At 61.6% G+C, this 21,403-nt stretch carries 17 protein-coding genes; 3 read left to right on the top strand and 14 right to left on the bottom strand.

Annotated features, from left to right (window positions below; translation table 11 throughout):
• Positions 1–32: 32 nt before the first annotated feature.
• From FKL89_RS07630 to FKL89_RS07600, 7 genes are all read right to left on the bottom strand, one after another.
• A complete protein-coding gene (locus FKL89_RS07630) occupies positions 33–1,130 on the bottom strand; it encodes a MucB/RseB C-terminal domain-containing protein (RefSeq protein ID WP_156862194.1) in 1,098 nt (365 codons plus the stop codon).
• Positions 1,131–1,145: 15 nt separating this feature from the next.
• A complete protein-coding gene (locus FKL89_RS07625) occupies positions 1,146–1,754 on the bottom strand; it encodes an RseA family anti-sigma factor (RefSeq protein WP_162527437.1) in 609 nt (202 codons plus the stop codon).
• A gap of 2 nt (positions 1,755–1,756) precedes the next feature.
• Positions 1,757–2,365: an RNA polymerase sigma factor RpoE gene (gene rpoE / locus FKL89_RS07620; RefSeq protein WP_156864602.1), complete on the bottom strand. Its 609-nt coding sequence runs from the start codon at positions 2,363–2,365 to the stop codon at positions 1,757–1,759.
• A gap of 121 nt (positions 2,366–2,486) precedes the next feature.
• The gene (locus FKL89_RS07615; RefSeq protein WP_156862192.1) at positions 2,487–3,521 is read right to left on the bottom strand and encodes an asparaginase; all 1,035 of its coding nucleotides are present in this window, start codon (positions 3,519–3,521) and stop codon (positions 2,487–2,489) included.
• Between the two features lie 251 nt (positions 3,522–3,772).
• Positions 3,773–4,249 carry a DUF192 domain-containing protein gene (locus FKL89_RS07610; protein ID WP_238363530.1) on the bottom strand — a complete coding sequence of 159 codons (477 nt, stop codon included), beginning with the start codon at positions 4,247–4,249 and terminating at the stop codon, positions 3,773–3,775.
• Positions 4,250–4,264: 15 nt separating this feature from the next.
• On the bottom strand, positions 4,265–5,554 hold the full coding sequence (locus FKL89_RS07605) for a multidrug effflux MFS transporter (RefSeq protein ID WP_156862191.1): 1,290 nt from the start codon (positions 5,552–5,554) through the stop codon (positions 4,265–4,267).
• A 1-nt stretch (position 5,555) separates the two neighbouring features.
• Complete coding sequence (locus tag FKL89_RS07600; RefSeq protein WP_156862190.1) at positions 5,556–6,482, bottom strand: CysB family HTH-type transcriptional regulator; 927 nt, start codon at positions 6,480–6,482, stop codon at positions 5,556–5,558.
• A gap of 92 nt (positions 6,483–6,574) precedes the next feature.
• Between FKL89_RS07600 and FKL89_RS07595 the strand changes: the two genes are divergently transcribed.
• The 3 genes from FKL89_RS07595 to FKL89_RS07585 all read left to right on the top strand — a co-directional run bounded on the left by FKL89_RS07595 (position 6,575) and on the right by FKL89_RS07585 (position 8,931).
• On the top strand, positions 6,575–7,201 hold the full coding sequence (locus FKL89_RS07595) for an L-threonylcarbamoyladenylate synthase (protein ID WP_156862189.1): 627 nt from the start codon (positions 6,575–6,577) through the stop codon (positions 7,199–7,201).
• Between the two features lie 115 nt (positions 7,202–7,316).
• A complete protein-coding gene (locus FKL89_RS07590; protein ID WP_156862188.1) occupies positions 7,317–7,991 on the top strand; it encodes a chalcone isomerase family protein in 675 nt (224 codons plus the stop codon).
• Positions 7,992–8,013: 22 nt separating this feature from the next.
• Positions 8,014–8,931 carry an NAD(P)-dependent oxidoreductase gene (locus FKL89_RS07585; protein ID WP_156862187.1) on the top strand — a complete coding sequence of 306 codons (918 nt, stop codon included), beginning with the start codon at positions 8,014–8,016 and terminating at the stop codon, positions 8,929–8,931.
• A gap of 28 nt (positions 8,932–8,959) precedes the next feature.
• Here the strand turns inward: FKL89_RS07585 and FKL89_RS07580 are convergent, their stop codons facing one another.
• The 7 genes from FKL89_RS07580 to FKL89_RS07550 form a co-directional block, all read right to left on the bottom strand.
• On the bottom strand, positions 8,960–10,042 hold the full coding sequence (locus tag FKL89_RS07580; RefSeq protein WP_156862186.1) for a GGDEF domain-containing protein: 1,083 nt from the start codon (positions 10,040–10,042) through the stop codon (positions 8,960–8,962).
• Between the two features lie 151 nt (positions 10,043–10,193).
• A complete protein-coding gene (locus FKL89_RS07575) occupies positions 10,194–11,594 on the bottom strand; it encodes an amidase (RefSeq protein ID WP_156862185.1) in 1,401 nt (466 codons plus the stop codon).
• 133 nt (positions 11,595–11,727) lie between these two features.
• A complete protein-coding gene (locus FKL89_RS07570) occupies positions 11,728–13,311 on the bottom strand; it encodes an ABC transporter substrate-binding protein (RefSeq protein WP_156862184.1) in 1,584 nt (527 codons plus the stop codon).
• A gap of 75 nt (positions 13,312–13,386) precedes the next feature.
• Positions 13,387–14,805 carry an amidase gene (locus tag FKL89_RS07565; RefSeq protein ID WP_156862183.1) on the bottom strand — a complete coding sequence of 473 codons (1,419 nt, stop codon included), beginning with the start codon at positions 14,803–14,805 and terminating at the stop codon, positions 13,387–13,389.
• A 163-nt stretch (positions 14,806–14,968) separates the two neighbouring features.
• Entirely contained in the window at positions 14,969–16,498 is a 1,530-nt protein-coding gene (locus FKL89_RS07560) for an IPTL-CTERM sorting domain-containing protein (RefSeq protein WP_162527436.1), read from the bottom strand.
• Positions 16,499–17,088: 590 nt separating this feature from the next.
• Positions 17,089–18,270, bottom strand: a complete 1,182-nt coding sequence (locus tag FKL89_RS07555; protein ID WP_156862181.1) for a hypothetical protein — start codon at positions 18,268–18,270, stop codon at positions 17,089–17,091.
• A 495-nt stretch (positions 18,271–18,765) separates the two neighbouring features.
• Positions 18,766–21,285 carry a choice-of-anchor Q domain-containing protein gene (locus FKL89_RS07550; protein ID WP_156862180.1) on the bottom strand — a complete coding sequence of 840 codons (2,520 nt, stop codon included), beginning with the start codon at positions 21,283–21,285 and terminating at the stop codon, positions 18,766–18,768.
• Positions 21,286–21,403: the final 118 nt, after the last annotated feature.

Here is a 21,403-nt window from a genome sequence, read left to right as displayed (position 1 = left end):
CAAGCCGAAGTTGGCCGGAATTTCGCCTGGCGCTACTTGCGGGCAAGCGAGTTGGCGATCGCCTTTACCGCTGCCGGTCGGGCATCACCGAATGCAGTGATCAACTGGTCGTTCGCCTGACGAGTGAATACCTGATGCGAACCCTGCACGCTGGCGCCGAGCGTTGGCGATTCACCAGCGGCCAAGGGCGCAGCATAAACGGACACGGACGTCAGGCCATCGGAATAAACCAGTTGCGACACCGGCTCGGTACGACCGGGCAGCGCGCGCATGAAGGTCTCGCCAATCTTGACGAAACCAGCCGGTAACAGTTTCGCTACCCAGCCAGTATCAGTCTTGACCGCGTTGATCGGCAGTTTGCGATCAACCCGCCAATTTGCAACATTGTTGACCAGCGTCGGCTTCAGCTGCTCACGATCAATTCGTCCACCAATACGGATATCGCTGAACGTAATTTCTTCAATCACCTTGCCCGACTCATCGAGCACCCGCCCCCGCAGCCAGAGGCCGGTCTTCAGCTCCGTCCAGAGCTTGTGCCAGAAACGGAATTCATCATTGGGCTCGAACATCCACACTTGGGCGTCGTGCCCGGCGACGCGTTCGATTTCGAGCTTCTTTACCGTGAACTGCTGCGCCAGCGTCGCCATCTGCTTGGGCAACAGCGAAGGGAAGCCCTGCCGCCCAGTGCGAGGTTCAATGCGGATCAGGCGGGCTTCCGGCAAGTAACAGGTCAGCTCGTCGTTGACCCGAATCACCTCGTAAGGTGGCCCATCAAGCGTCGTGATGCGTTCCATTTCGACACCGTTTTCAAACAGGTGCACGATACGTGAGGTCTCGACAGCGCCACGACGCTGGTAAGTGATGGTGCCGGAGTAATTCAGCGACGAGGCCGCGCTCGCCGCCTGTTGCAGGATTTGCCCGACACTGGGCACTGAACTCACTGCCTGCGACGAGGGCAAGGGCAAGCCGCCGCTTTGCGCCCAGGCGACGCTCGTCAGCGTCACGCCGGAGCTGCCCACCAGCGCCGCCGCGAGCATTGGCACGCGAGCGAAACGGCGGGCTGCGAAGCGGGTTGCCCGCTCGAAACGGGCAGCAATAGACGTCAGGGTCGTCACGGTCACAGCAGTCACGGCGATGAAACCCTCTTACTGACCCTGAACGATGACGGCTGGACGCAGGTACTGCCGCATCGGCGACATACTGGCGACATCGGCACTTTCCCGATGCGCCTGCTCATAAGCCGAAAAATCCTGTACCGGGCGGGACGCCACCGGCGTAGCCACCACTGCGGATGGCCCGGTAGCGACCGCCCCCGGCGTACCGGGTGCCGCCATGTCCTTGTAGACCACGGTGCCAACAAAGCCAACCGCCGCTACCGCAGCAGCAGTCGCCCAGGCACGGCCACCTCGACCCATTGACGACATGGCTGCCATGACGCCGCGCTGTTTGTGCTCCGCGGCTTCTCGTGCCTCACGCGTCTGACGGGCCAGCGGTGCCACGATCGCAGGTTCGGCAGCGATGGCGGCGCGAATGCGGTCGGCACAGCCGTGCGGCGTGTTTTCCAGCCCTCGTATGCAATCGCCGACGAAGTGCATTTCGGCCCAGCAATAGCGGCCGTCCTGCTTGGCCAGCGTGGTCATCGCCAGTTCGATTTCATGCGACGCAATGTCGCCGTCGAGCCAGCGCGAAATCTGCTCCCGGGTTGCCAGCGGCAGATCGGTGTTGCCCGAGCCGCTTTCCATGTTGCCGTTCATCCCTACCATCTCCTGTCTTCCCGCGTTCCCAACAACGGTCGCAGTTCGGTCGCGATTGCCTCCCGTGCCCGGAAGATGCGGCTGCGCACCGTTCCGATCGGACAATCCATCGCCTCTGCGATCTCTTCGTAACTCAAGCCCTCAATTTCCCGCAGCGTCACCGCCATCCGCAAATCCTCAGGCAGCGCCGCCATCGCCCGGTTGACCGTTTCCGCAATCTGCTTGCTGGCGTATTCGGCGTCCGGGGTTGCGACATCGTGTAGACCATCGTTGCGGTCAAAAGATTCCGCGTCGTCGTCATCCTCGGAAAGCAGATCGCTCTGCGGGATGATGCGGCGGCCGGGGCTGGCAAGGTAATTCTTGGCGCAATTGATGGCGATGCGATAAATCCACGTATAAAACGCCGCGTCGCCGCGAAAGGTCGGCAGGGCGCGGTACGCCTTGATGAACGCTTCCTGCACCACGTCGTCGACCTCGCCCTGGTCACGCACAAAGCGAGCCACCAGCCGCTGCACCTTGCGCTGGTATTTGAGCACGAGCAAGTCAAAGGCACGCTTGTCACCTGCCTGTACACGTTCAACAAGTTCCTGATCGACCACCCGGTCGCTCATCGGCGAGTTCCCTTTTTTATTCTGTCTGCCGGGCGATATCAGCGCCAACGCGACCGGTCTACGCTAATGACCGGCCCATCGGGGCAAAGTTCATTGTTGCCCGCAACTGACTGCCAGCCAGCTACGCCGTCCGCTTGAGCAGCACATGGGGTTCGATGGCGCCGACTTCAATGCCACGGATCGACTTGATCGGCACTCTCGACCACGATTCGAGCGCTGCCTTCGCCGTATCATCAAGCATGCCAAGCTGTTCCAGCACGCTGCAAAAGGCGACCATGAGTGCCTTGAGGTTGCCGTCGCTGACCTTGGCAGCGATGCCGATGCCACGCGAGCGGCTGGCCAGTGTCTGCACGCCGTCGGCGCCCACCTTGTTGGCCCAGTCGCCGCGCCCGGCGGTGGCCAGCGCGAGATCGTTGCGACCGGCGCCGGAGACCATCTCGGGGTGCGCCGCCATGGCCTCGAACAGCGTTTTCGGCGCCGTGCCGTAGCGCGGGTCCGCCTCATCGCGCGTCATCCAGGCAAACGCCCGCGCCAGCCCGACCAGCGGCACCGCAAAGTTTGGCGCGCTGCAGCCGTCGGTGCCCGAGGGCATGGCGGCAGGGTCGTCGGCACCGCAGGCGTAGCCAACGGCGTCGCGGATCGCCCGTTGCACCGGGCTTTCCGGGTCGAGATAGTGATCAGCCGGCGCCGCCAGCAGCTTCGCCTGCAGAAGCATGCCGGAATGCTTGCCCGAGCAGTTGTGGAACAGCGGGCTCCAGCGCTTGTCTGGATCGGGGCGTTCGTTGTTCCACTGATACCAGTATGGCGTGTGGCTGCCGCATTGCAGGGCGGCTTCGGTCAACCCCACCTTGGCCAGCAGGCGGCCAGCCGTCTCGGCATGGACCGGTTCACCATTGTGACTGGAGCACAGGAGCGCAATTTCGGCAGGCGTCAGACCGTATTCGGCAAAGCGGGGATTGGCCACCAGCGGCAACGCCTGCAGGGGCTTCAGCGCAGAACGGGTAAAGATCGGATAGTCGACGTCGCCAACGTGGGCGATCAGCTTGCCGTCACGGTCAACCACCGCAACCGAGCCATAGAAGACGTTTTCGACATAGTTGCCACGAGTACTGTAAGCAATCGGGACGTGTTTGGGCAGGACAACTTCGCTTTGCATGATCGTATTGTTTCATGACGGCTCGTTGCGAAGCCGGGGGCGGGAGCCAATGGCTTTTCGCTAAAACCATTATTTGATTTGGGCTACAGGCTCATTATCTGTAAAGTCGGCTTTTGACGATTTCCCGCTTCGAGCCCATCCTTGATATGGCTTCTGCGAAAAAGTTGCTGGCCAGTAGTCGTTCGACGGCCCCGGTATTTCCGGGCCGTAGCGCCGTCGATAGCAGCTGCGGTCCGCCCGGTCCGATGCCCCTACTGCCTGGCCTTGCCCGCCTTGTCGAGCCCTTCGACGCGATTGCCGGCCACGATGCCGCGATCCTTGAACCAGCCCTGCTTCATTTCCAGCGCGTAGAGCGCGGCGCCGGCCGACGGGTGGGTCGACTCGTCGTGTGGCTTCATGTCGAGGATATTGAGGATCACACCCTGCGCGTCGATGTAGGCAATCGACAGTGGCACATAGGTGTTCTTCATCCAGAACGCCAGCGGCTGGCTCTGGGCGAAAACGAACAGCATGCCGTGATCGGGCTGCAGTGAAAAGCGGTTCATCAGTCCGACGGTGCGCGTGTTGTTGTCAGCCGCCACCTCTGCCTTGAGCTTCGCCTTGCCAATCGTCAGCTCCACCAGCGGGAGCCCTTTGTTGATCTGCGCGGCGGCCTGCTGCGGCAACAAGGCCATGCTGCCGACGGCGAACGCAGTGGCGAGAAAGGCGCGGAACACGGATGTTTTCATGAGGCGAGGATCGGTTCAGGTGGCGGGCGTGGGTGCTGGCGGGTGCGTAGCCAGATAGATTTTCCACAACAAGGTCCCAATCAGCACTGAGGCAAGCATCACTGCGGCGAACCGCTGCAGGCTTTGCTGCGCGAAGGGAACGATGACTGCCGTGGTCAGCGCCATCATCCCGACGTGGGTGGACGACTGCAACGCCGACACGCTGCCGCGGGCATGGGCGAAGGCATCGAGCAGCTTGAGCGTAATGCAGGGGGTGACGAGTGCCATGCCAAAGGTATAGATCGCGATCGGAGCAATGTTCCAGACAACGCCCGCCGGCAGCCACAGGCTGACAGCGACATTGGCCAGTGCGGCGCCGATCATCACGCTGAAACCCCAGCGCATTTGCCGCTGGTGGCTGACGCGTCCGGCCAGGCGCCCGGAGCACCACGCCGCCAGCGTGATCCCGGCGATGCCGGGGATGAACAGCGCCGCAAAGTCGGTGTTGCGCAGCCCGAGGTGGCGCATCAGAAAGGCCGGCGCCCCCGCGATGTAGGTGAAAAATCCGACGAAATTGATGCCCGGAATCGCCGCCAGCAACTGGAATTCGCGATTGAAAAACATTCGCCAGTAGGTCGCGGCCAGCGGCTTCACTGCCAGCAGCAGCCGGTGCTCTGCCGGGTGAGACTCGACCAGTCCGATCTGCGTCCACACGATCAGCAGCAGGCCGTAGCCACCGAGAAACCAGAAGATTGCCGGCCACGCCAGTTGCGCCACCAGCCAGCCGCCAAGAATCGGCGCCACGATGGGCGCCAGCGCGAAAAGCATCTGGATGCGTGACAGTTGCCGCTGTGCTTCGTCGCCGGCAAACAGGTCGCGCACGACCGCCCGTCCCACCACAAAGCCGGCCCCCGCGAAGCAGCCCTGCAAGGCACGAAACACCAGCAGCGATTCGATCGACTGCGACAGCGCGCAGCCCACCGAACCCATCGCGTGCACGGCAATGGTGCCGATGATCACCGGTTTGCGCCCGATCGAATCGCTGATCGCACCGTGAAACAGGGAGACAATGGCGAAGCCGATGAAGTAGACCGTCAGCGTGAGCTGCATCTGCACTTCGGTCGCCGGCAGCGCGGCTTCCATCGCCGGAAACGCCGGTAGATAAGTGTCGATCGAAAACGGCCCCAGCATCGACAGCGCCGCCAGCAACCAGGTGAGCTTGAGTCGCTCACGGCCATCGGCGTAGCGGGCGATCAGTTCAGCGTTGGCAGAAGGCGGGGGTTCGGGGGTTGAGGACGGTGCCGGGGCAGCTACAACATCGGGCACATCAGGCTTTGGCAAAAACGGCCTCTTCAATTTCCGTGCGTTTCAGCGACGGTGCAAACATCACGATGAAATCATAGGCGAAGCGGCGCAGGAACGCGTTGCGGCGCAGGCCAACACGGGTGATCGAGGGTGCAAACAGATGCGATGCATCCATGCGCTTGAGATCAGCGTCCACCTTCGGTTCATAGGCCATCTCGGCAAGAATGCCGACGCCAACGTTCAACCGTACATAAGTCTTGATCACGTCGGAGTCGAGCGCGGTGAGCGCCACATTCGGTGCAAACCCGGCACTGGCAAAGGCACGATCCACCTGCGAGCGGCCGGTGAATGCGGTGTCGTAAGTGATCAGCGGATATTTCGACAGCGCCTCGATGGAAAGCACTTTCTCCTTCGCCAGCGGGTGTTTCGGCGGCGCGATTACGCAACGGTTCCAGCGATAGCACGGCAGCGTCACCAGCAGCGGATCCAGCGACAGCGCTTCGGTGGCAATCGCCAGATCGGCTTCGCTGCCCGCCACCCAGTCGGCGCACTGCTTGGGGTTGCCCTGCTTGAGCTTGAGCTTGACGCCAGGATACTTGGCGCCGAACTGCGTCACCACGCGCGGCAACACGTAGCGCGCCTGCGTATGCGTGGTAGCGATGGTCAATACGCCCTCCTTGGCGTTACTCATGTCGGAAGCCAGCGCCTTCAGGCTGGAGGCATCGCCGTTCAGCCGCTTCGCGATCGCATAGGCCTCCTCGCCCGCCTGCGTCAGGCCGGTAAAGCGCTTGCCGCGCCGTTCAAAGATTTTCAGGCCGAGCTCGTCTTCAAGCGTCTTGATGTGCTTGCTGACCACCGGCTGCGCGGTGTAGCAGGCCACCGCCGCTTCGGACACACTGAAACCGCTCTCGACAACGGCACAGACGAATTTGATTTGCTGCAGGTTCATTGTGGGTGTAGCTTGCAATCAGTGCGCAGTGCGATGGCGGTACTGACGCCCGTCGTCTGCGCTCACTTATTCGGCGATAGAATACGCATATTATGACGCAACGTTTTTACGTTCACCCAGAGAATCCTCAGCTTCGTCTGGTCCGGCAGGCAGCGCAGATGCTGCGTGACGGAGCCGTGATTGCCTACCCGACCGACAGCTCCTACGCGCTGGGCTGTCATCTGGGCGACGCCGACGCCCTGCGACGCCTGCGGCAACTGCGCGGTGTGGACGACAAGCATCACCTGACGCTGGTCTGCGCCGATCTGTCCGAGCTTGGCAAGTACGCCCGCGTCGACAACCGGGCCTTCCGGCTGCTGAAACTGGCAACCCCCGGGCCTTACACCTTCATCCTCGAAGGCACCCGCGAGGTGCCAAAACGGCTGCTGCATCCAAAGCGGGCCACCTTGGGTCTGCGGGTACCCGATCACCCAGTGGTGCAGGCCCTGCTGACCGAGCTAGGGGAGCCGATCCTTTCCGCCACGCTGATCCCGCCAGATGAGGACGTGGCGCTGAACGACCCGGAAGCCATCGCCGAGCGGATGCCGGCAAGCCTCGGGCTCATCCTTGATGCCGGGCAAAGCCCTGAACTGGCTACCACCGTGGTTGATCTCACCGGTGACGCGCCAGAAGTGTTGCGCGTTGGCAACGGCCCGCTTGATCGCATCGGCCTTGGCTGAGTGCCTGCCCGGATTGCAGGCAGCCGGGCGCGAAACTGCCTAAACTATTCTCTGCTTCTAATTGTCTGAGGTGTCACGCCACGAATGCGGCACCCAAACCCCAAACGGAGGATTTATGAACAACTCGATGCTTGCGAATGCCGCCACTCGCGTGGCCGGTCGCAGCCGTACCCTTTTCGCTTCCCTGGCACTGGCTGGTCTCGCCGCCGCGACGCAAAACACATGGGCGCTCGATGTCGCAGGCCTGAAAGTGGACGAAAAAGTGCGCGTGGCCAACCAGGAGCTGGTGCTCAACGGTGCTGGCATCCGCTACGCGGCGGCGGGTTTCGTGCGCGTCTACGTGGCATCGCTCTACCTGCCGCAGAAGCGCAACACCAGCAATGATATTGGCGCGCTCAAAGGGGCAAAGCGCATCCATCTGGCCCTGCTGCGCGAGGTCAATTCCAACGACTTCTCGAAAGGACTGCTGGGCGGCATGCGCGCCAACCTGCCGGCGGCGGAGCAGCAGAAGCACTTCGATAATCTGCTCAAACTCGGAGCGATTTTCGGCACCATTCCGTCGCTGAAGAAAGGCGAGAGCATCACGGTTGACCTGATACCGGGCACCGGCATGATCATTCTCGTCAACGGCAAGAAGATCGGCGAGACCTTCACCGATGAGTCGTTCTTCCAGGCATTGCTGCAGATCTGGCTCGGCCCGAAGCCGATTGACGACAGCCTGAAACCAGTGCTGCTCGGCACCGTCGCCAGCAACGACAACACCGTCAACCGCGACCGCGACCGCTTCTAGACCAGGCATTCACAGCAATCACATGACCGCATCTTCACCGAGTATTGGCGTTATCGGCATCGGCCTGATGGGCCACGGCATTGCCAAAAACATTGTCGCCAAAGGCCAATCGCTATCTTTTCTCAAGCGCCGTAGCGCCCCGGACGCCGGTGCCGACCTGATCGCACTGGGCGGAGTTGAGTTGCTGTCGCCGCGCGAGGTGGCTGCGGCCTCTGACATCGTGATCCTGTGCGTCACCGGCTCGCCCGAAGTCGAGGCGGTCTGCTTCGGCAGCAACGGCATCATCGAATCCGCGCGGCGCAGTTTGGTGGTGATCGACACCTCGACCGCCGAGCCGACCAGCACAGCCGCCTTGCGCGATCGCTTTGCGCAGCACGGAGTGGAATTCGTTGACGCGCCGCTGGCGCGCACGCCGGTGGAGGCCGAGCTGGGCAAGCTCAACACCATGGTTGGTGCCAACGATGCGGTGTTCGCACAGATCGAACCGGTGCTCAAGGCCTATTGCGAAAACATCTTTCACGTCGGTCCGCCGGGGGCTGGACACAAGGTGAAGCTGATGAACAACTTCATCGCTCAGGCGATTTGCACGGCCACGGCCGAGGCTTTCGCCGCAGCAGTGAAGTCCGGCGTTGATCCGAAGCAACTGGTTCGGGTGGTCAGCGCTGGCGGTGTCAATTCAGGCCTGTTTCAGGCGATGGCGAAATCGCTGGATGGCGACATGCAGGGCCTCAAGTTTCAGCTCGACAACGCGCGCAAGGACTTGCGCTACTACACCCACTTCACCGAGAGCATGCCACTGGCCAGCTGGCTCGGCGAAGCCGTGCATCAGGCGCTGGTGCAGGCCTGCGCGATGGGTCTGGGCGATGGCATGGTGGCCGAGCTGGTGACCGCGCAGGAAATGGCCAGTGGCGTGCAGATCACGCCAGCGGCACGCGCCTGAGGATTGCTCGCGGCGGCGCCGCGGTGCCCTATTCGACCACTTCCACCCGGTCACGACCGTTGTCTTTGGCGGCGTAGAGCGCCGTGTCGGCGCGGGTCAGCACGCCGTCAATGGTCATCTCGAACTCGCGAACGATGCCGACACCGATGCTCACCGTCATCGGTACGATGTTGCCGCGCACCGCAAACGGCTCGGCGCTGATGGCGTGCCGCAAGCGCTCCGCCGTGGCCACTGCCTGCTCCAGGTTGCAGCCCGGCAACATCACCGCGAACTCTTCGCCGCCGAGCCGGGCGAACTGGTCATAGCCGCGCAAGCCTTTCTCGATGCGACGCGCGAACTCAGCCAGCAAATCGTCGCCGACATCGTGCCCAAAGCGGTCGTTGACCTTCTTGAAGTGATCGATATCGAGCATCAGCACGGTCAGCGGCGATTCGCTGCGATTGACTCGCGATAACTCCTGATGCGCGGCATCGAGGAACGCCCGACGGTTGGCAATGCCGGTGAGCGCGTCGGTGCGGGCCTGGTGCTCAAGCTTGAGCTGCGCGACCAGTGCATCGACGCGATAGTCACGAATCCGTCGTGCGATCAGGTAGCCGCTAATCACGGTCAGCAGCATCACGGCAGCCGTGTTGCTGGTGTACACCGCTGTCGGGGGCTGCTTGTAGAAAAAGAGGATCGGTAACGCGACCACCAGATAGGTGATGCCCACCGCCAGTTGTGCGCCCGGCTGCATCGGCATCGCCGAGAAAAACAGCATCAGCGCAAAAACCTCGAACACATAGTGGCCAAAGAATTCCGGTGGTCGGCCAAGCGCGTTGAGGGCAAAGACAGTGATGCCGCAGAGCGTCCATAGCAACAGGAGTCGTTCCAGCAGACGACGGTTCTGCAAACGTCGCAACGCGAAGATCAGCAACAGCGAGTAACTCGCCATGGCTACGCGCATGGCGACGAATCCGTAGAAGAGCCAGGTGGTGCCGTTCAACTGGTAGTCGAACCAGACGAACAGTACCGTCGGCACCAGAAACAGCACCAGCGCAAAACGCCACTGCTCAGCGTCAGTCGCCCAATAGTGCGCCCGGTACTGCTCCGGCGTCACTGCTACGGAATTCAATTGCCTGCCCCGCTCTCCATCATTGTCATTATGCGGATGAATGGCCAGACAAACCTGACGACCACCGTTGATTCAAGCAGTTACATCACGATTACCGGCAAAACGGACATTTCCGACGACAGCGGCATAGCACGCTGGCATAACAGATGCTTCACAGCGGCGGCATCCGCTCCGCCAGCGGCAACTGCACCGCATGCACGAGTTGCAGCACTTCGAGCTCCGCGCCATAGTGCCCGACGATCTGCATGCCCACCGGCAGACCGTTCGCCGCAAAGGCAACCGGCGCGCTGGCGGCGGGGTGCGAAGTCATGGTGATGCGGCAGGCGGATTTCATCCATTCGAGATAGTTGCCCAACTGCACACCGTCAATCGTCATCGGGTAGGGCATCGTCACGTCGAACGGCAGCACCTGATTGACCGGGCAGATGAAGTAGTCGTAGCGGCTCAGGAACCGCTGCATGCGCTCAAAGCATTTCGATTGTGCGGTCTGTGCGGCGGCGATCTGTTCGCCAGTCAGCTTCAATCCCTGCTCGATATTCCATACGGCGGTGTCCTTCAGCAGGTGCCGCTTGTCCCGATAGTGGGCGCCAAGTGAATTGACCAGGTGCAACGCCCGCTGCGCCTGAAAGGCGTCATCGGCGATGGACAGATCCGGCGCAGCCTCCTCGATCACGGCGCCGATGGCCTCAAAGCGCTTGAGTGACTTTTCAAGCGCATCGCGCACACCCTTCTCGACCGGCAATCCGCCCAGCGTCGGGCTCCAGCCGATGCGCACGCCCTTGAAGTCACGGTCCAGCGGCTGGCGAAAGACTGTCGGGTCGCCACAGCGGCCGAGCGCCACGCGAGGATCGTCGCCCGCCTGCACCGACAGCAGCCACGCGGCATCCTCCGCGGTACGCGCGATCGGGCCGAGCACGCCGAGCGTGCCCCAGAGATTGAGCGAAGGATAGGTCGGCACGCGGCCCGGCGACGTGCGCAGGCCCACGGTGCCGCAAAAGTTGGCCGGATTGCGCAGACTGCCGCCCATGTCGGAGCCATCGGCGAACGGCAACATGCCCGTTGACACTGCCACCGCTGCGCCGCCGGATGAGCCACCGCAGGTTTTGGTGATGTCCCACGGGTTTTTGGTGGCGCCGAAAACGGCGTTGAAGGTCTGACTGCCAAGGCCAAACTCCGGCGTGTTCGTCTTGCCAAGGATGCTCAACCCGTGCGAGCGGAAACGCTCGATCATGAGGGTGTCGAAGTCCGGTACCCAGTCCTTGAAAATCGGCGAACCCATCGTGGTGCGCATGCCTTTGACCGGCTCCAGATCCTTGATCGCGATCGGCAGCCCCGCCAGCGGCGACGTCGGCAAACCCTGCGCGCGGCGGGCGTCGATGGCGTCGGCGTTGGCGTAGGCGCCCTCGCGATCCTGGGTGACGATGGCATTGACGACCGGATTGACGCGGTCGATCTGTGTCAGGCAGGCGTCAAGCAGTTCACGGGCCGATAGCTGCCGCGACACCAGCAGCGCCGAGAGTTCACGGACCGATTGGAACGACAGGGAATCCATAAGCATCTTTTAGTGAAAAGCCCCGCCGGAGCGGGGCTTGGATGGTATTTCTGCAAATACTTGACTTTTGCCGATTTACTGCTTCAAGCCCTGATCAGACGGGGCCTACAGCAAAAAGCTGTTAGCGCAAGAATCAGTTCTTCTGGATATTCCAGTACGCTGAGCCGGCCGTTTTCAGCACGCCGGAGATGTTCTTGCGAACTGCTGCGGGATTCTTGTATTCGCCAAGGATCGCGTGCGTGCCCACTTGCGTGGCGCGCACCTGCACCGCCTCTGCGATACGTTTCTTGTCGGCCTCGGTCGTGGCACGCGCATACTGGTCGCGCAATTTTTCGAGTTCAGCGTCGGTCGCCCAGCCCGCCCAGCCCTTTTCACCATTGCCGCCGAGCGGGGCACTGGTCAGCGGGTTCATGATATCGGCGCCTACCCAGGCGGTGAGGAAGATGTTCCAGCCGCCCTGATCAGCCGGGTCCTTTTTCGAGCGACGGGCAACTAGCGAGCCCCAGTCCATGGTGATCAGATCAACCTTGAAACCGGCCTGACGCAGCAGTTGCGTGGCCACCAATGGCAACTTGTGAATTGACTGCAGATCGGTCGGGCGCATCACGACAATCGGTTTGCCGTCGTAGCCGGAATCCTTGAGCAGCTGCTGCGCCTTCGCCATGTTGCCCTTGACCATGAAATCGCTGCCCTTCGGGCTTGCCAGCGGCGTGCCGCACGGATACATGCTCGGGCAGGTGTAGAACATGCCTTCGTTTTCCGGACCGACCTGGGCGCGCAGGAAGGCCTCCTGGTTCATCGCCCACATCGCCGCTTCGCGCACCTTCGGGTTGTTGAATGGCGGTACCAGATGGTTGAAGCGCATCACGTACTGGTAGTTCACGGTACCGGTGTCGACGATGCTGACGCGGTTGTCCTTGCGCAGTTGCGGGTATTGCTCAAACGCCGGCTGCTCGATCATGTCGATCTCGCCGGCGAGCAAGGCGTTGAGCTGGGTTTGCGCATCCTTCAGCGCGAGCCATTCGATGCGATCAACAAACACCTTCTTGCCACCCGCGAGACCGGACGGCGGCTCACTGCGCGGCACGTATTTGGTGTTCTTGAGGTAGATGGACTGCACACCGGGCTTGTACTCGTCCTTCTTGAAGACATAGGGGCCGGAACCGGTGTAGTCGTCAATCACCTTGAACGGATCGGTCGCGGCGACGCGGGCGGGCATGATGAAGGCCGGGTTCGACGACGGCTTGCCCAGGGCATCGAGCACGATACCAGTCGGCTCTTTCAGCAACATGCGGAAAGTCTTGGCGTCCACCACTTCCATCTTGTCGACGAAGGTCATCAGCTTCTGGCCAAAAGTGTCGCGCGCGCCCCAGCGCTTGATCGAGGCGACGCAGTCCTCGCCCGTCACTGGCTTGCCGTCGTGGAATTCGAGCTTGTCGCGCAAGGTGAAGGTGTAGGTCTTGCCATCCGGGCTGACCACCCATTTGTCCACCATCTGCGGCTTTATCGCCCCCTTCTCGTCAGTCGCGAACAGCGTGTCGTAGACCATGTAGCCGTGATTGCGCGTGATGTACGCCGTCACGTTGAACGGGTCAAGATTGGCCGGGAAGGCGTGCGGCGCGACCTTGAGCACCTTTTGTTGTGCGAGCACCGGCGTTACCGCCAGAACGGCCGACGATGCGAGCGCAATCGCGGTGACAAGCTTGGCAATCTTCATGAGCCCCTCAGAGTGGTTGGTTGCAGACGAATGGATGAACTATTGTGGCCAGGATGCGGCGCTGCGGATCGTGGGTCATCCGATATGGACCGGCCACGGCCGCTGCACCGGGCGGATCTGTTCGATAACACGCGACAGCTGTAATACACCGAGATCATCAAAGCGACGCCCGGCGACCTGTACGCCGATCGGCAGGCCAACGGTACGCTTCTGTGTGGAGTAGCTCCAGTTGATCGATGCGGCGGGTTGCTCGCTCATGTTGTACGGCACCGTGAACGCAATGTGCTCGAGCGCGCGTTCCGGGTCGTTGTCCGGGCAACAGTACTCGGCCTCAAACGCAGGAATCGGACTGGTGGGGGTGATCACGAAGTCAAAGCCATGGGTGGCTTTCACCGTCGCTTCACGCATCGCCATCACCTGCGCGTAGAAGGCCATGACCGTATCGCCGGAGAATTTGCCTGCACGCCACGTCGCCCAGCGAACGATGAAAGGCAGGATTTTTGCGCGTGTCGCCTCGGGCAGCCGAGAGATGTCCAGATGGCTGCGTGCCTCAAAGAAGCCGCAGATTCCGTCCAGCATGTCACGGGTGATGAATGGCTGCAGCGGCTCGACGCGGGCGCCATGCTGTTCGAGCAACTGCCCGCACTCCCACGCCGCTGCGGCGACATCGGCCTGCACCTCACGACCGACCTTCATCTCGGTCAGCACGCCAATACGCTTGCCTTTCAACGAGAAGCGTTCCAGCTCTGCAGCGTAGTCCACCGGCTGCGTCGGCAGATCCATGAAGTCGCGGTGATCAGGATCCGGCCGCGCGATCACGTTCATCAGCAATGCCGCATCAAGCACCGTGCGGGTCATCGGCCCGGCGACGCGTCCCATGTAGGGCGGATTGATCGGGACACGGCCGAGCGATGGCTTCAAGCCGAAGATGCCGCAGAAACTGGCTGGCAGGCGAATTGAGCCACCAATGTCCGTACCAATGTGCAACGGGCCATAGCCGGCCGCGCAGGCCGCACCGGCGCCCGAGCTGGAGCCACCGGGATTGCGGCTGGGTTGCCAGGGATTGCGGGTAACGCCGTGGAAACTCGACTGGCCACTGGAGAGCATGCCGAAGTCTGGCATCGTCGTCTTTCCGACGAGAACGAGGCCAGCTTCGCGCAACCGGTCCGCCACGGGTGAGTTGACCGCCTTCGGCTCCGTGGTGTTGGCTGCCGTTCCAATCGGCGCCGGATCGCCAACGGTGTAAATGTTCTCCTTGAGAGTGACTGGAACACCGTCCAGTGGACTCAAGGCTTTGCCAGCGGCCCAGCGCGCATCCGACGCATCGGCAGCGCTGCGGGCGCTTTGCGACTTGTCGAGATAGAGCGCGTTAAGTCTGGGTTCGCACTGTCTGATGCGTTCCAGCACCGAGTGGACCGCTTCCGCCGACGTCACCCCGCCGACATCCAGCTGACGGAACAAATCGGAAGCAGAAAGCCAGCACGCGGTATTCATGGAACACAGTGTAGCGCCGAGTCAATCGTACTGTTGCTACATGGTCCGCTACGCAAGCCGCATGCGTGATACCCAGAAAAGACAAAACCCGCCGAAGCGGGTTTTGTTATCGCGGTTCACGGCTGGTTCTGCAACCAGCCCGCGTACCGATGCTTAGCGGGGCTTAGGCGCGGCGACGGCGCTGGAAGGCAGCCAAGCCGGCGAGCATCAAGCTCAAGAGGCCGAGGCCTGCTGCGCCCATCGTCGGGATCGACGTCGGCTGATCATTGTCAGCGACAACAACCGTTGCTACCGCGTTGCCAATCACCGTGGCTGCAGGTGCAGGACCGGGGACTGCCGGGACCGAGATGGTCATGGTGTAGGTACGTGCATTGCCGATCAGCGAGTCGTCAAGCGTCTGCACCGTCGTCGGTACCGCAACCAGGCTTGCCGCCGCGGCCGGGCAGGTCACTGAGCCAGTCGCGCCACCGCCAACGAACACGTCACCGGTTGCCGGCGTTGCCGGAGCGATCGAGTAGTTCACCGTGAACGGCGCAGCAAGCGTCGGGCAGCTGACGCTGAAGCGAGCCACAGCACCTTCGGTGATTCCCATCGAAGCCGCCGAGCCGGTGTTACCGGCAACAGCGTTAACCGCTACATCATCATCGTTGATGGTGCCGGTTGCCGACGAAGGCGAACCCACGGTGTATGCCCCAGCAACCGTCGGAGCAGCGACTGCAACCGTTGCGGTAGCGTTGCCGTCAACCGCGACGTTGTCAATGGCGGTTACCGTGCAGGTAGCCGTTGACGTCGATGCAGCGAACGTGATGGACGCGCCACAGGTCGTGCTGTAGCGGCTGCTCGTTGCCGGCGCCGTGGTGTTCACCGTCAGCGTTGCGGCCTGGGCAGCGGCGCTGCCACCGGAGCGGGTGAAGGTGTAGGTCAACACACCACCAGCTTCCGATACCGGACCGTTCACTGCGAGGGTAACCACTTGCGGGCTGTCGTCATCAGCGATGCTCTGCGTTTGTGTCGCCACTGCGCCGAGTGTGTAACCGGCGCCAGTGTTGAGCGTCATGACGACGGTTTCAGCGCCTTCGACAGCGGTGTCATCAATCGGGCAAACAGCAATTGTGAAGCCTCCAGACGGAGCCGCCTGCGTGTGCGTGATCGAGTTGCCGGCAATTACCGGGCCGCCGCAGTTGCTGTCATTGAGCGTGTAATCCGTACCGCGAGTCGCCGTACCGCTGATGGTGAAACCAACGGCAGTGTTGTTGGTAATACCGCTTTCCCGGACAACCGTAAACGTGCAGGATGTCGTCGGCTCCGCGCAGGCACCGGCCTTGACCAGACCAAACACCGGGAGAGTATCGTTATCAGCGACGTTAACCGTTGCTGTCGTCGTGGCGCCGAGCGAACCTGCTGAAGGCGTGCCCAATACGATCGTGCCGGACACCGGACCTTGAACAGTCGCGTCATCACCACGCGGTGTCACAACGATGTTTTGCGTTGCGCCTGCGCAGGCTGTGAAGGTTACCGGCGAGGCGCTGGTCGTGAAGTTATTCAAAGCGTTGGTGGTCGTGAACGGCACCGTTATCGCTGTGTTGTTGCCATCAAGAGCGCCCGTGCAGGTTACAACTGCATTGGCAGTTGCGCCACCTTCAGTCACGTTGACCGGACCCGAGATGGTAAAGACCGCAGTGGCGGGCGTCACAATTTTATTCAACGTGAACGAGGCTTGAGTAGGAACACCCACCGGATCCCCTGGGGTCGTGCAGTCGGGACTCGGCGTGCTCAAGCTCGTGAAGGCATCCGTCGTGATCACATAGGACGCCAACGGTGCGGATGCCGGCGGCGTAATCGTAAAGGTTGCGAGCAAAGTAGTCAGGCCGCCAGCTGTAGAGGCAGTGCCATTGGGCGTGCCTCCAAGATCGGGGCCCGCAGCCGGATTACTGATCGCGATCGGGTACGTCGGCGACGCAGTAGTAGCGTCTGGCAGTGCAGGGCCCAGCGTACGGTTCGTGATGTTGAACAAGCCGCCTTGGCCAACAGCCGAAAGCAACTTAATTGATGCGCCGCAAAACGGTTCTCCTGCGCCTGTCGTCGCACACAGAGACACAGTGATGTTGCCCACCCCCGGCGTGAATGATGCCGATGTTGGTCCACCACAGACCGAGCCGCTCGACAGTGAAAAGGTCGTTGCGGCGTGCGCTGGTGCGAGCACGAGGCCGAGAGAGAGCCCCCCAACCGCAAATGCCGCCCGTTTGAGCAGGTACGCGAATTTCATTGACTTGTTCCCTAACACTAGTTAATCGATGTACCAGACGCGCCCTTGACGAGGCCGACGTCAGTAGAGTTGATCGCGCCGTTCGCGCTCAGATCACTCTTGAAGTTTGAAGACGTGACCGCAACACCCGACTGCCCTTTTACGGTTCCGACATCTGTGGAATTGACGGTTCGGTTGTTGCTCACGTCGCCGACGAGGAACCCGACCACTACACTCGGATTAACACCGGCAGCCGTGCCGACACCCGTGGCGCTCACAGTGACGCGCGATCCATTCGGCACTGGCGTACCCGCACTGCCGATAGTGACGGTCATTTCATTGCCGTTAAACGCTGTGGCGACCGGCAGGCTCGTTACGCCAGCAGCTGCAGTAACCGTGGGGAACTGCGCAGACGACACGGCGGACGTGAACGCGATGACGATCTGATGGGCACCCGATTGCGCCTGGCGCGGCTCAACCGTCACCGATTGACCAGCCGTTGCCGACCCTGCCGGATCGATCGTGATGTCAAACGTACCGGCTGCGCCATGCGTCTTGCGCGACACATACGGCGTTGCGGCCAGTGCCTGCGTCGGCGCCGCTGCACCGGTGATGGTGAAAGACTTGTTGGTGAACCCGGCGCCCGCGTTGGCGTACGAATAATTGCCTTCGCTGTCGAAAGTGACGGTGGACGTGCACGCTGCTGCGGATGTGCAGCCTGCTGCCATGGTGCCAGTCATCTTGAAGAGCTTGAGGCTAGTGGCGGATGCGGCCGCAGTGTCGGTGTTGATGCTGCCGGGGTTGAGGCAACCGCCAGATGCGAGATCGGCGAGATCCGGCCAACCCACAGCACCAGTGGCGGAGCCGACCACACCGTTGGGGCGAATGGCGGTGTCGATCCAGCCCATCACTGCCTGGGCAGTGGCGGTGGTGGGGTTTTGCACGTCGGCCACCGCGATGCGGCACTTGGTGTATTCCTCGCTGATGGTGACGCCAGTCAGGTGAGTACCGTTGTACTTGACCTTGAGGCCCAAACCGCTTTCCGGGTTGGTGGAATCGTCACTGTAGACGCCGTACACCGTAAAGGTGGTGCCAGCCGGCACGGCCTGCGTCGAACCATTGATGCTGGCGCCGGCTAGCGACAGCTTGGGATCGACCGTTTGCAACGCCTGCGCGGACATTGCCGCGACGACGGTCAAGCCGACCAATCCGGAAAACATAACCGAGCGAATTGTCTTCATATGCATGTTGAGGCCCCTAATCAATGCCATGCTACACAAGCTAACGTGAATTGTGAAGAATTTGAAGCGCCTCTCGCTCGCAACGATTTCCGTATGCGCGTTTGTCGCCACAAAGTCGATAGACGTATTTCAACTGCAAAAGCGGTCAGATCGACATAAATAAATCATTTCTGGTCCATCGAGGAATGGCGCCACGATTATGCCGTCGTCATGAAGCATAAGCAACACCCGTGATCCTCCCCAGACCAGACACCCTTGCGTCCTTTTCATTCATCCAGATAGCGGACAAAGTTCGAAATGGCTCATCGCCCCTTAGCCAACTTTGCTCCGCAACCGCCGCCAGTAAAGGGCTCAGAGCCGGAAAATGAAAAAGTCGATCTTGGCAAAAACGCGCTGTGAGCCCTATTACAGCGGCTTTTTTCTGCGAAAAGCCGTATCTCTTGTTGCATCACAGCGCTGTTCCGGATGGTTGCGCTACGGCGTGAAGCTGGTGCCGCAGTTTGCATTCAGGTTGTTGCGAACCGTATCCCATTGCCCCTGACTGATGCCGGTGCCGTTGACGACGGCGGCGCCCGAGAAGCCGAGCATGGAACGCAACAGCACCAGGCCTTCCTTGTTGGCACGCACCTGGTTGTCGCCGTCCATGTCCAGTTTGCACGGCAACGGCGCAGTCAGCACGACGGACTCCAGAGCGCCCATATCAACCGTGCCGTTCACTACACGCGGGAAGCCGGTGCCGCGCTGGTCAAGCGTCATGGCCGCAGCAGCGGCGTTGTCACCCGCGTCCAGCGCCGGGCTGCCGGGCAGCAGACGATGGGTATAGGCGTACTGCATGCTGCCGCCATTGAAGGCGAGACCATCAAGCTTGGCATCGACGCCGCACTTCATGCCGGCGCCGCTGCAGAAGCTGTTCGGGATCGCAGCGCTTTCAAACAGCGTGTTCGACACCGCGTAGTTGTAACCAGGCCCGGTGGGCGCGAAGATCATGTTGCCGGCAAGGCTGCCGGAAACCGCCGCGCCAATGATGTTGTTGACGATTGCCACGCTGCCGTTCGGGGTGGGCGTCGCCGCGGAGCCAGGAACCCACGCGCCAACGCTGAACTGTGAGCCGTCATCATTCACGCCTGCCTGGTTGCGGGCAATCGTGTTGTTAACAAAATTGACCGAATTGCTGCCGCTGCCGGCGTGCAGATTGACCACAACCGTCGAGCCATTGTTGCCAATGTTCTCGTTGAGCGAGAACGTGCTGTTGCGCACGGTGTAATTGCCGGTGGCGTCAAGCAGCAGGCTGGCGATGGCGTTTGCGCGGTTGCCGATGAATGCACCATCCGCAATCAGGTAGTTGCGCCCGGCACCATTCGGGCGCAGCGAAAGGCCGGCCTCGTTGCGTTCAGCCCAGTTGTCCTTCACCACCAGGCCGGTCGCCGTCAGACTGTGCGAGAGCGGCCAGCTGGATGGCACCGACGACGACGACGGCGCACCGATCACAGTGAACACGCCGTAGCCCCCCGCGGTGGTGCCCGCGTAGGTGCGGTTGCCGATGATGCGGGTGTTGGTCATGGTGACGTTGGCCACATCGTGAATCAACGCGGCGCTTTGCCCACCACTGCTCGCCGTGCTGTTGCCTGCGACTTCGTTGAAAATGAACTCGACGCCAGTCATCGTGACGTTTGCCGAGCAGCCGATACGCAAACCGCCGCGCGACTGTGACGCGATATTTCGCTCGAAGTAGACGTTGGTGAGCGTCACGTCCCGCAGTTGTCCAAAGAGGCAATTGCCGTTGGCGTCGAAGGTGTCGGTGAGGATGCTGAGGCCACCGATATCCTGCGTCTGCGCGGCATTGCCAACAAACGACCAGTCGGTGATCTGCACCACCGGACCGGACGGCAAAGTCGCGCCGACCGTGGAAATCTGGCCGCCGCCGCGACGCAACAGTGCGGTGTTGCCAATGGCACCGCCACCAGACAGCGTGACTGAACCGGCCATTGCATTGATGGTGAATGCACCGTCGGAGCCGGTCGTCGCGCTGTTGGAAACAAACGAGACGTTTTGCAGCGACGCGTTGTTGCCGCCGGAAATCCGCAGCGCCCCGACATTTTCGGCAGAGTTGCCGACGAACTGGACGTTGGTCAGCGTGACATTGCCGACAAACAGATTCGAGTTATTGCCGAACGACGCTGCACCGGCAGCGGAGGTGGAGGCCGCGGCAGCCGTGCCATGTACGGTACGGTTGCCGGTGAACTGCACATCCGTGAAGATGAAATTCGGCCGCGCATCGGTAGGCAGCGTCGCGCCGCCAGCAAATGCGCCGCCGTTGGTGCCGAAGTTGCTGACGCCGTTGCCAACGCCCGCTGCCTCACAGTTGATAAATGCGACTGAACTCGCAGTCAGGGACTCGCGGCTGAACACGCAGGCGCCAGCCGAGCCGCCCGACGCGGCGATGGAACCGACGGCCCGCCCCTCGCGAAACGTGAGATTGCTGATCGTCGCGGGCGCGTCAACCGCAGCGTCGTTGTTGCTGACCAGCAACGTGCGCATTCCCGCCGCACCGGGCGACAGGCCGCCACCGTTGACGATGAGCTGGTCGCGACCGGGCCCATTGATGGTGACGTTGCCAGCGGCATAAAGCAGCCAGGTCTTGGTGCCGGTGAAAACACCTACAGGCTCCATTGCAACTTGCGACACCAGGATCGTGCCAGTCGGCGTAATGTTGATGGTGTCGGTGCCACTACCCGCAACGCACCCACCAACAGCAACGTCCAGGTTGGCTGCCGCCAGCGCCATCCGCAGCGTGCAATACGCCGGGCTCACTGGTGTCGTGTAGGCCGCGTCCGAGAAGGTCGAGCCCGTTGCATTGACGTAGACGTCATCAAGCAGACTGTTGACGGTGATGGTGGCGGCGCTGGCCGCGAATGCGGCAAAGGTGCCTGCTATGACGGCGCTGGCGCCCAGCAAACTACGACCAGCGCTGGCTGGATGTCTCCGGTACAACATGTATTACCCCCAATAAACAACTGATGCAAACGCGACCGTTTGCGCAGACTTGTTTTTAGCGGAAATGCCTCTTAACGGTGCGGGAAAATTCCAACCAGCGTGGGTAGGGTTTGTGCTG

The sequence above is a fragment of the Casimicrobium huifangae genome (assembly GCF_009746125.1).
In the GTDB taxonomy this organism is placed as follows: Bacteria; Pseudomonadota; Gammaproteobacteria; order Burkholderiales; family Casimicrobiaceae; genus Casimicrobium; species Casimicrobium huifangae.
Note: the sequence above shows the minus strand (reverse complement) of the source record. Positions and strands in the feature narration are given on the sequence as shown.